The sequence below is a fragment of the Vulcanococcus sp. CPBay_Sum15L08_68 genome (assembly GCF_017855895.1).
Classification (GTDB): domain Bacteria; phylum Cyanobacteriota; class Cyanobacteriia; order PCC-6307; family Cyanobiaceae; genus Vulcanococcus.
On sequence record NZ_JAFMFX010000070.1, the window covers coordinates 1 to 8,870 of the forward strand.

The window sequence follows — 8,870 nt, forward strand, 5'->3', positions numbered from 1 at the left end:
AGCTCGACCTCGGCTTCCTCACCGCCAACAAGGCCTACACGTACTTCAAGCCCGAATACATCTTCTACGCCACCTACCTGAGCGAGAAGATCGGCTACTGGCGCTACATCGCCATCTTCCGCCACCTCGAGAAGAACCCCGACAGCAAGATCTTCCCGATCTTCAACTTCTTCGAGAACTGGTGCCAAGACGAGAACCGCCACGGCGACTTCTTCGATGCCCTGATGAAGGCGCAGCCCAAGAGCGTCACCGGCCTGCGTGCTCGCCTCTGGTGTCGCTTCTTCCTGCTGGCCGTGTTCGCGACGATGTACGTCCGGGACGTGGCTCGCAAGGAGTTCTACGAAGCCCTCGGCCTCGATGCCCGCGAGTACGACAAGTACGTCATCGCCAAGACCAACGAGACCACCGCGCGGGTCTTCCCCGTGGTCCTGAACGTCGACCATCCGAAGTTCTACACGCGTCTTGAGCGCCTGGTGCGCAACAACGACAAACTCAGCGCTGCTGATGAAGGCAACGCCCCAGCTCCCCTCAAGGTTCTGCGCAAGCTGCCCTACTGGGTCGCCAACGGTGCCGAGATGGCCAAGCTGTTCTTCACGAACCCCATCCGCAGCGAGAACTACCAGCCCGCCGTTCGCTGATTCCTGCGTCATTCGCAGTTCCCCGTAGGGGGTTAGGCCCTGGTCGCTTTGGCCAGGGCCTTCTTGCTAGGACCGTGATGGCCCGCTGCCATCCATGCCCAACCGTCAACAACCCGCGTGATTGCCTCCATCCCGTCCCACGCTGAGCTGTTACTCGGCCCCTTTGATCAGCGCTGGAGCCCGCGCCTGGAATCACTCCTGGCGATGGGCAAAGCCGCCGGCGCCGATCTCGTTGAGATCTTCCTGGAGCGGACCGATCACCTCGGTGTCCTGGCCGAACAGGACACCATCACGAGCGTGACGCCGGCCTTCGGCATGGGAGCTGGCATCCGGGTGTTTCGGGACCAGCGGGACGGCTTTGTCAGCACCAACGACCTCAGCGAGGCCGGACTGACGACGGCGCTGACCCAGGCCCTTGGGATGTTGGGGCTGGACCTGGACGGAACGGGGCTCAGCGGCTTTGAGGGTCTACCGGCCCTCAGGGATTTCGCCCTGGAGAAAAACCTCTGGCTCAGCAGCTGCCCTGAGCTGACCGAGAGCACCCAGAAGCTTCTGGAGGGAACGGCCCAGCTGCAGCAGAAGGGCAAGCATCTCCAGGCCCGCCGGGGCAGCTATGCCCGGGACTGGCAGGAAGTGATGGTGGCCGCCAGTGACGGCACCTTTGGCCGGGACATCCGTCTGCATCAATCCGTTGGCCTCAATGTCCTGGCCGCCGATGGTGATCACCGGGCCGGCGTCGGACGCCGCTACGGCACCTCCGACAGCCCAGACGATCTGCGCCAGTGGGATGTCGCCCAGGCCGCCGATGAGGTCTGTACGAGTGCCGGCAACATGCTCTACGCCGACTACGTCGAGGCCGGCCAGATGCCAGCGGTGCTGGCCAACCGCTTCGGTGGAGTGATCTTCCACGAGGCCTGCGGCCACCTCTTGGAAACCACCCAGGTGGAGCGCGGCACCACCCCCTTTGCCGAGAAGGTCGGCGAGACGATCGCCCATGAAGCCGTCACCGCCATCGATGAAGGGCTGACGGGCGGCGCCTTTGGCTCCCTCTCGATGGATGACGAGGGACTGGAGGCCCAACGCACCGTGCTGATCGAGAACGGTGTCCTCAAGCGTTTCCTCAGTGACCGCGCTGGAGAACTGCGCACGGGCCATGCCCGCACCGGCAGCGGACGGCGCCAGAGCCACACCTTCGCCGCCGCCAGCCGCATGCGCAACACCTACATCGCGGCGGGGCCCCATCAACCGGAGGACCTGATCGCCTCGGTGGACCGCGGCCTCTACTGCAAGTCCATGGGCGGTGGCAGCGTCGGACCCACCGGTCAGTTCAACTTCGCCGTGGAGGAGGGCTACCTGATCGAAGACGGCAAGCTCACCAAACCGGTGAAGGGCGCCACTTTGATCGGCGAAGCCAAGGAGGTGATGCCGCGCATCTCGATGTGCGCCAACGACCTCGAGCTAGCCGCAGGCTTCTGCGGTTCGGTCAGCGGCAGCATCTTCGTCACCGTCGGACAACCCCACATCAAGGTCGACTCCATCACCGTGGGGGGCCGCTGAGATGAGCCAAACCAACCAAAGCCTCAACGCCGAGCAGCTGCGCAGCCAGCTCGAGGGAATCGCCCAGCAGCACGGCATCCGCCAGTGGGACCTCGGCGCGGCCTGCAGCACCGACACCTCCGTGCAGGTCGACCGCGGCGAACCCAAGCAACTCAAGGGGGCCCAGCGCAGTTCGATCACGATCCGTGTCTGGAACAGTGAAGGGCTGGTCGGCACCACCAGCACCTCGGACCTCTCCCAAAGCGGACTGGAGCGAGCCCTCTCCGGTGCCCGGGATGCCGCGGCATTCGGGAACGCCGAAGAGACGCCTGCCTTCTCACCCCTGGCCACAGCACCGCTGACGGCCCTGGATCAACCGCTGCATCAGCCCCAGGGCATCCTCAAGTTGCTCGAGCAGCTCAAGGCCGCAGAGCATGATCTGCTCGGACGCCACCAGGCGATCAGCACCGTTCCCTACAACGGACTGGCCGAGCGCAGCAGCGAACGGATTTACCTCAACAGCGATGGGGCCTGCCGTCAGCAGCAGCTGACCACCGCCAGCATCTACCTCTACGCCCGGGCCGAGGAGAGCGGCCGCAAACCGCGCAGTTCCGGTGCCGTACGCCTGGCCTACGGCGCCTCAGACCTCGACATTGCCGGCTGCATTGACGAGGCCGCCGAGCGCACCATCAGCCACCTGGATTACGCCCCGGTGGAGACCGGCCGTTACACCTGTGTGCTCAGTCCCGAGGCCTTCCTCGATCTGATCGGCGCCTTCAGCAACCTCTTCAATGCCCGTTCGGTGCTGGACGGGGTCAGCCTCAGCCAGAAGGACTCCATCGGCCAGAGCCTGGCGGTGCCCTTCCTCTCGATCGACGACAACGGCCTGCACCCCGGCAACATTGGCGCCTCCAACTTCGATGGAGAGGGAACGCCCACCCGCAAGCTGTCGCTGCTGGAGGGGGGAGTACTGAAGAACTTCCTGCACTCCGAGGCCACGGCCCGGGCCTTTGGGGTGGCCCCCACCGGCCACGCCGGTCTCGGGGCCAAGGTGTCTGTCGGTCCCGACTGGTTTGAGATTGGCCCCACCCCCGGCACAAGCGGCGGCCAGAGCGGTCTCGATCGGTTCAAGGCCGATCAGCCAATCATCTGGATTGACTCCCTCTCCGCCCTGCATGCCGGGGTCAAGGCCAGCCAAGGCTCCTTCTCCCTGCCCTTCGACGGTTGGTTGATCAAGGGCGGCGAAGCCCGCTCCATCGATGCCGCCACCGTGGCCGGCGATATCCGCCAGGTGCTTAACGCGATTGTCGGCTTCGAGGGCGAGGCCAAGGTCACCCCCGACGGGCTCTGCCCGATGGTCTGGGTGGAGGGTCTCTCGATAACCGGCGAGGCCTAAGGGCAAGCGATGCGGATCCTCTTTTGGGGTACCCCGGCCTACGCCGCCGTCAGCCTCGACGCGTTGGTCAACGGCGGACATGAGCTGGTGGGTGTCGTCACCCAACCGGACCGCAGGCGCGGACGCGGCAAGGCACTGATGCCTTCCCCGGTGAAGGCACGCGCACTTGAACTGGGCATCCCTGTATTCACCCCGGAGCGGATCCGCAAGGATCCGGAATGCCAACGACAACTCGCCGAACTGGGGGCCGATGTCTACGTCGTGGTTGCCTTTGGCCAAATCCTCCCGCGTGAGGTGCTGCAGCAACCACCCCTGGGCTGCTGGAACGGCCATGGCTCACTGCTGCCCCGCTGGCGTGGCGCAGGCCCGATCCAGTGGAGCCTGATCGAAGGCGACGCTGAAACCGGCGTCGGGATCATGGCGATGGAGGAGGGGCTCGACACCGGACCGGTACTTCTGGAGCGCGCCATTCCCATCGGCCTGCGGGAGAACGCCCACCAGCTGGCCGAACGACTGGCCCGGCTCACCGGCGAGCTCCTGGTCGAGGCCCTGCCCCAGATCGAAGCCGCTGGACCCGGCCCGGAACAGGAACGCCTGCAGCGGCTGGGCGTGCGGGTCCAGCCAGAGGAGGGCATGACCTACGCCCGGATGCTGGCCAAAGAGGATTTCCAGATCGATTGGTCCGCCTCAGCCCTGGCCATCCACCGCAAGGTGATGGGGCTCTACCCCGGCGCCAGCAGCAGCTGGAAGGGCAAGCGCCTGAAGGTGCTCTCCTCTGAACCCCTGATCAAACGTCTCACCGCTGAACTCAGCCCGGAGGCCAAAGCCTTGGCCGAACGCTGGGGGCTGAATCCAGGCGAAGGGTCCAGCCACACCCCCGGGACCGTGCTGGAGTGCGTCGACTCCACCGGACTGGTGGTGGCCAGCTCCGGCTGCCCCCTGCTGATTCGCGAGGCCCAGCTGGAGGGGAAGAGCGCCAGCCACGGCACCCAACTGCTGCAACAACTCGGCGCGGTGCCGGGCGACCGCCTAGGGGACTAGGCCACCAGGAACTGATAGGCGTCGTTCACCCGCCGAAACGCCTCCGCGGTTCCGCCCACATCGGGGTGGTGCTGTTTCACCAGCCGGCGGTGGGCCTGCTTGATCGCCTGTTTGGAGGCACCCCACTCCAACCCCAGCACCGAGAGGGCCGCCACCCGGCGGGGGTCCCGTCCCTGATCGGTCGACTGGTGCTGGCGGTCCGTGCGGCGCTGATCGCTGCGCGTCCTGCGGTTGTTGTTGTGGTTGCTGGTCCTCTGCCGCTGGCGCAGTTCCAGCACAACCCGCTGGGGGTCGTCGTCGAGCCATTCGATCGCGCTGACGCCGTAGAGGGCAAAGGCCGCCAGGACGGCGCAGCGCTTTTTGTTGAGCGGGCTGGCCGTCGCCGCATAGAGATCCCGTCCCAGACCCGGCACCAGATGGTCGAGGCGCTGCTGCAGGTTCAACTGCGGCAGGAAGCTGCTGCGGTTCAGCTGCTCGATCAGCTCCTCCAGGCCGCTTTGGCGCAGAACGGCCCAGCCCTTCTGCTCCGCCAGGGCTGCACCCCAGCGCTCCACCTGGGCAGAGGACACCAGCGCTTGGGGTGGCCGCCAATGCTGGCGGCTGGGTTCCGGTCGCTGGCGGAGGAGCTCCAACTGCCGGCGCAGCTGACGCACCTCACGCCGCAGTGCTTCGTTCTCTTGGAGCAGCGCGTCCACATTGCTCGTGACCCGCTGCTGCGGGCGCGGCTCTGCGGACCAGCGCCTGGGATCAAAGCCCACGCCGGCTCAAGGGCGGCGCGAGGAGGAGCGTGCCGCGGGACGTCCGCTGCGGCTGACACCGCCGCGATTGCCACCACCGCGGTTGCCACCACCACCACGGCTCGAGCGGCCGCGCCCGCCGCTCAGGTCCAGCGGGGGAGCCGAGAGCACCGTGGGCTCAAAGCCCGGGATCTCCTGCTTGGGCAGCTTTTTGCCCGTCAGGCGTTCAATCGCCCGCAGCAGCTCATGCTCTTCAGCGGCCACCAGGGAGACGGCATGGCCGCTGTGGCCCGCCCGGCCGGTGCGGCCGATGCGGTGGACGTAGTCCTCGGCCTGGTTCGGCAGGTCGAGATTCACCACATGGGGCAGCTGATGAATGTCAATGCCGCGGGCGGCGATGTCGGTGGCGACCAACACCCGCAGCTCGCCGCTCTTGAACCCCGCCAGGGCACGGGTGCGGGCCCCTTGGCTCTTGTTGCCATGGATCGCCGCCGCCGCCATGCCTTCGGCACTGAGCCTGTCGGCGACGCGATTCGCACCGTGCTTGGTGCGGGAGAAGACCAGCACCTGCTGCCAGTCATTGCTGGCGATCAGATGGCAGAGCAAATCCGGCTTGCGCGCCATATCGCAAGGGTGAAGGATGTGCTCAACCGTTGCCGCCGTGCGGTTTTCGGGGGTGACCTGAAGCTGGACGGGCTCATGGAGCAGACCCGTCGCCAAGCGACGAATCGAGGTCTCGAAGGTGGCCGAGAACAGCAGGTTTTGGCGCTTCGCCGGCAGCAGCCGCAGGATTTTTTGGATGTCGCGGATGAAGCCCATGTCGAGCATCCGATCCGCTTCATCCAGCACCAGGATCTCGACGCGATCCAGGCTGATCGCCCCCTGCTGCACCAGGTCCATCAGGCGGCCCGGCGTGGCCACCAACACATCGGCGCCAGCCTGCAGCCGGGTGATCTGGGGATTGATCTTGACCCCGCCAAAGACCACATCGCTGCGCAGGTCCAGGTGCCTTGAGTAGGCCTTGACGTTGTCGGCCACCTGGGCCGCCAGCTCGCGGGTGGGGGTCAGCACCAAGGAACGAACAATTCGCCCGCGGGCGTGGGGCCCATGGCGCAGGCGCTCCAGCATCGGCAGGGTGAAACCGGCGGTTTTACCGGTGCCGGTCTGGGCCGCTGCCATCACATCGCGGCCCGCCAGAACCGCCGGGATGCATTGCTGCTGAATGGAGGAGGGCTGGCTGTAGCCCTTCTGCAGCACGGCCTCAACGATCGGACGCCCGAGCCCCAGGGCCGTAAACGGGGACTCCGCCAGCTGCTCCTCATCGACAGGCGGCAACACCGCGGGGGCCTCCGCTGTTGCAGAAGCGCTGGTCGACAGCCGCTTCACCGGAGCCGGCCGACGACGCTGCCGGGGAGAACGATCGGGGGAGGAGATAAGCAAACCTCGCGAAGCTTCACCCTACGGCTCAGGACTCGGTGTACAGCTGCCTGGCCTGATCCAGGGTGAGCTGCACTTCCTGATCGCTCAGCACCGAGGCTTCTGGCCAGGACTGATCAAGCCAGCGCCGCAGAACGGGCAGCTCCTGCAGGAAAAACGTCTCTTGTGCCGCCAGCACCCGAAATTTCAGGAACTCCAGCAGGCGTGCCCGAAGACGAGCAACCGGGATGGGGCGGCAGCGCGCAGGATCGACGGCCAACTCCAGGGCTGCGCCCGTCGCAAGCTCCGGCAAGCGGGGAGCCAGGAGCTCCAGGCGGCCGTCCCGCTGAAAGTGGCGAACCTTGGTCTCGGGATGCGGGTAGTAAATCCAGCCCTCGACCGCGGCGCTCGAGGGCTGACGCAGGAGCACCCGCCAGAACGAGAAGGTCTCAGGCGGGTGCAGCGGTGTCCACGCCAACTGCTCAAAGCAGTGGTCGGGGTGGCTTAAGACCCAACGGCAGCCTGGGAAGTCCAGGTTGATCGTCCCCTGGACACAGTCCGAGAGGTCCAAGCCGCCCTGCAGAAAAAATGGCGACTGCAGGGCAATCGTTCCAGCGGGATAGGGACTGTCACTGGCCGACCCCGAGGCCACGCCATGGCCTCTGGCCACGATTCCCCGATGCCAGAGCCCCTCCATCAGCCCTCGCCGCGCAGGCTGTGGTGGGCGCAGCGCTCACAGGGACCCGCCGGCAGCACCGCGCAACGCAGCAGCGGTGAGCGGGCATTGAACTGACAACTGGGGTCACCGATGACCCATTGCCCCTGCCACCAGCGCGCATCCGCAGGGCGGCGCTGGGCCTTGACCTGGAGGGCAATGGAGCTGAGCTCGTAGCGCCCGCCGCGCAGCTGGTAGCGGTGGTGGCGCTGCAGCACCAGATAGCTCCGCTCGGGGAGCTCCAGCCAGCGCCCGGGTTGGGGCACCTCCTCGAGCTCGAGACGGTCGATCAGTTGGTTGCTGCCGGCCTGCCGCAGTTCAACGCGCATCGGCTCTAACCCTCGGCCTCCTCAGGGACGCGCTGGGAGAAGCCCCAGGCAAAGAGCAGGGCCACGACCGCCAACAGCCCCCATTCCGGAGGAACCACTTGCGGCGCCACCAGACGCAGCAGCAAACGGATCCCCACCAGGCCAACGGCCAGATAGCCAGCCGCTTCGAGGTGGCGATAGACCTCAAGCCAGCGGATAAACAGCCCGGAGGTCAGCCGCAGGGCCACCACCCCGAGCACCCCGCCAATCATCACCAACAGCAGGTTGTCGCTCACGGCCACCGCCGCCGCCACGCTGTCGAGGGAGAAGGCCAAATCCGTCAGGGCCAGGGTGACCACCACCCCCGAGAGCCCCTTGACCGCTCCATCTGCTGCGGAGTCATCGCTGGGCTCTGGATCCCCTGTTTCAGCCTCGCTGGACCTCAAGTTGGTGACACAGAGCCACAGCAGATAGCCCGCCGCCAGCAGCTGCAGCGGCCAGAAGTCCAGCACCCATTGGGCGGCCGCAATCAAGATCAGCCGGAAGACCAGGGCCAGCCCCAATCCCAGGTTCAGGGCCTGGCCCTGGAGCTTCGGATCGTGCAGCCGCCTTGAGATCGCCGCGAGGGCAATGGCGTTATCGGCGGAGAGCACCGCCTCAAGGGCCACGAGCAACGGCAGCAGCAACAGCAGCTCACCCCACTGATCCGCCGATTGGATCAGTGGCGATAGGGATGGAATTGACTCCGCTTCCATGCCGTTGCTGCAGAGCCTTCCTTGGCTCGCCAGTGTAGAAACGCCACAACGACGAGCCGACCATGGAGAGCAGCCTGTCGTTTCGGGCGCGTCTGGTGCACGCCGAAGCCGGCAAGCGCGTGGTCCAACTCAGTGCCTGGAGGGGATCCCAGTGCCTCGGTAGTGCCCTGGGGGAAGCGGAGAACGCCGAACTTGCCGAGGAGCGAGCCCTGGAGCGGCTGCAAAGCCGGCTGAATCACCAAGTCCCTGCGCCGGCACCTGCACCTGCACCGTCACCAGCTGAGCCACCGGTCCGCCACGCCGTGGTCAGGCGGCCGCCCGCTGAAGA

The 8,870-nt window shown here is 66.4% G+C and carries 9 protein-coding genes and 1 pseudogene; 5 read left to right on the forward strand and 5 right to left on the reverse strand.

What is annotated here, in order from left to right; translation table 11 throughout:
* The 4 genes from acsF to fmt form a co-directional block, all read left to right on the forward strand.
* A partial coding sequence (acsF, locus tag QZ189_RS09715) for a magnesium-protoporphyrin IX monomethyl ester (oxidative) cyclase (RefSeq protein ID WP_296421640.1) occupies window positions 1-638 on the forward strand: 638 nt, incomplete at its 5' end.
* Between the two features lie 204 nt (window positions 639-842).
* Window positions 843-2,195, forward strand: coding sequence for a TldD/PmbA family protein (locus tag QZ189_RS09720; protein WP_083797941.1), 1,353 nt, complete (start codon window positions 843-845; stop codon window positions 2,193-2,195).
* Between the two features lies 1 nt (window position 2,196).
* Entirely contained in the window at window positions 2,197-3,570 is a 1,374-nt protein-coding gene (locus QZ189_RS09725) for a TldD/PmbA family protein (protein WP_296416063.1), read from the forward strand.
* A gap of 9 nt (window positions 3,571-3,579) precedes the next feature.
* Window positions 3,580-4,611, forward strand: a complete 1,032-nt coding sequence (fmt, locus tag QZ189_RS09730; protein WP_296421641.1) for a methionyl-tRNA formyltransferase — start codon at window positions 3,580-3,582, stop codon at window positions 4,609-4,611.
* Here fmt and QZ189_RS09735 read toward each other — a convergent pair.
* The 5 genes from QZ189_RS09735 to QZ189_RS09755 all read right to left on the reverse strand — a co-directional run bounded on the left by QZ189_RS09735 (window position 4,608) and on the right by QZ189_RS09755 (window position 8,542).
* Window positions 4,608-5,369 carry a J domain-containing protein gene (locus tag QZ189_RS09735; protein WP_296421642.1) on the reverse strand — a complete coding sequence of 254 codons (762 nt, stop codon included), beginning with the start codon at window positions 5,367-5,369 and terminating at the stop codon, window positions 4,608-4,610. The genes fmt and QZ189_RS09735 overlap by 4 nt on opposite strands.
* A 6-nt stretch (window positions 5,370-5,375) precedes the next feature.
* Window positions 5,376-6,659 carry a DEAD/DEAH box helicase gene (locus tag QZ189_RS09740; protein ID WP_296421643.1) on the reverse strand — a complete coding sequence of 428 codons (1,284 nt, stop codon included), beginning with the start codon at window positions 6,657-6,659 and terminating at the stop codon, window positions 5,376-5,378.
* 154 nt (window positions 6,660-6,813) lie between these two features.
* Window positions 6,814-7,461, reverse strand: a complete 648-nt coding sequence (locus QZ189_RS09745; RefSeq protein ID WP_296416066.1) for a hypothetical protein — start codon at window positions 7,459-7,461, stop codon at window positions 6,814-6,816.
* A complete protein-coding gene (locus QZ189_RS09750) occupies window positions 7,461-7,808 on the reverse strand; it encodes a DUF6464 family protein (protein WP_296416067.1) in 348 nt (115 codons plus the stop codon). Before QZ189_RS09750 ends, QZ189_RS09745 begins: the two co-directional genes overlap by 1 nt.
* A gap of 5 nt (window positions 7,809-7,813) precedes the next feature.
* Window positions 7,814-8,542: a DUF475 domain-containing protein gene (locus QZ189_RS09755; protein WP_296416068.1), complete on the reverse strand. Its 729-nt coding sequence runs from the start codon at window positions 8,540-8,542 to the stop codon at window positions 7,814-7,816.
* Between the two features lie 62 nt (window positions 8,543-8,604).
* Between QZ189_RS09755 and QZ189_RS09760 the strand changes: the two are divergent.
* Window positions 8,605-8,870, forward strand: a pseudogene (locus tag QZ189_RS09760) (hypothetical protein); the annotation flags it as partial.

Coding starts and splice junctions, on each gene's coding strand:
- QZ189_RS09745 (WP_296416066.1), bottom strand. CDS start 7,461: ATGGAGGGGCTCTGGCATCGGGGAATCGTGGCCAGAGGCCATGGCGTG.
- QZ189_RS09720 (WP_083797941.1), top strand. CDS start 843: ATGGGCAAAGCCGCCGGCGCCGATCTCGTTGAGATCTTCCTGGAGCGG.
- fmt (WP_296421641.1), top strand. CDS start 3,580: ATGCGGATCCTCTTTTGGGGTACCCCGGCCTACGCCGCCGTCAGCCTC.
- QZ189_RS09750 (WP_296416067.1), bottom strand. CDS start 7,808: ATGCGCGTTGAACTGCGGCAGGCCGGCAGCAACCAACTGATCGACCGT.
- QZ189_RS09725 (WP_296416063.1), top strand. CDS start 2,197: ATGAGCCAAACCAACCAAAGCCTCAACGCCGAGCAGCTGCGCAGCCAG.
- QZ189_RS09755 (WP_296416068.1), bottom strand. CDS start 8,542: ATGGAAGCGGAGTCAATTCCATCCCTATCGCCACTGATCCAATCGGCG.